The sequence below is a fragment of the Pseudonocardia kongjuensis genome, from assembly GCF_039526905.1.
GTDB lineage: Bacteria > Actinomycetota > Actinomycetes > Mycobacteriales > Pseudonocardiaceae > Pseudonocardia > Pseudonocardia kongjuensis.
On the sequence record NZ_BAAAJK010000067.1, the window covers coordinates 1 to 1,354 of the forward strand.

The following is a 1,354-nucleotide window of genomic DNA, read 5'->3' on the forward strand; positions in this document are numbered from 1 at the left end:
GTCGATGATCAGGACGCGAATCCGCTCGGTGCCGGCCCTCGGGCCGGCGGTGAGCCCGAGACTGCCCGTGACGCCGTGAACCGCATGGTCGAGGCCGGGCTACTCGACGGGCTCATGTCCCAGGTGGACGCGGGTGAGCTCGCGCTGACCGGGGACGGCGGGTTCCTGCCCGAGATGATCAAAGCTGTCCTCGAGCGAGGTCTGTCCGCCGAGCAGACCGCGCACCTGGGCTACGAGCGTGGCGACCCGGCCGGGCGCGGGACCCCGAACTCCCGCAACGGGTCCACCCCGAAGACCCTCACCACCGAGGTCGGGGACGTGGCGCTGGACGTACCACGGGACCGGGCCGGGACGTTCGAACCACGGCTGGTCCCGAAGGGCTCACGGCGCACCGGCGGGCTCGACGAGATGATCGTCTCGCTCTACGCGGGTGGGATGACCGTGCGCGATATCAGCCACCACCTGGCCCGCACGCTGGGCACCGAGCTGTCCCACGACACCATCTCCACGATCACCGATGGCGTGCTCGAAGAGGTGAAGCTGTGGCAGTCCCGGCCGCTGGAGGAGATCTACCCGATCGTCTACCTCGACGCCCTGATGATCAAGGTCCGGGACGGGCACCAGGTCCGTAACCGGGCCGCGCACATCGCCGTCGGGGTCGACCTCGACGGCGTCAAGCACGTCCTGGGGATCTGGGTCCAGGCCGCCGAGGGGGCGAAGTTCTGGGCCGGGGTGTGCGCCGAGCTGCGCAACCGGGGCGTGCGCGACGTGCTGATCGTCTGCTGCGACGGACTGTCCGGGTTCCCGGAGGCCATCGAGGCGACCTGGCCGCAGTCGATCGTGCAGACCTGCACAGTGCACCTGCTGCGGGCAGCGATGAGGTTCGTGTCGTACTCCGACCGCAAGAAGGTGGCCGCGGCGCTCAAACCGATCTACACCGCCCCGACCGACGAGGTCGCCCGCATCGAACTGGACACGTTCGCCGCCTCCGAGCTGGGCCGCCGCTACCCGGCGGCGGTGATGACCTGGACGAATGCGTGGGAGCGGTTCATCCCGTTCCTGGCGTTCCCACCCGAGCTCCGGCGGATCATCTACACGACGAACGCGATCGAGTCGTTGAACTACCAGCTCCGGAAGATCATCAAAAACCGTGGTCACTTCCCGAACGATGACGCCGCGATCAAGCTGCTCTGGCTCGCCATCCGCGACATCGAGGACAAACGAGCCCGAGCCCGCGCGAAGGAGAAGGGGCTGCCCGCCCACGCGCGCCGAGCCTCCGGCCGGCTCGTCGAAGGAGCCGTCGTCCAGGGATGGAAACAGGCCCTGGGCTCCCTCGCCCTGACCTACCCCGAAC

Annotated in this window: 1 protein-coding gene; it reads left to right on the forward strand. The window is 68.8% G+C overall.

What is annotated here, in order from left to right; all coding sequences use genetic code 11:
• Nucleotides 1-84: 84 nt before the first annotated feature.
• A partial coding sequence (locus ABD160_RS33095) for an IS256 family transposase (protein WP_344030650.1) occupies nucleotides 85-1,354 on the forward strand: 1,270 nt, incomplete at its 3' end.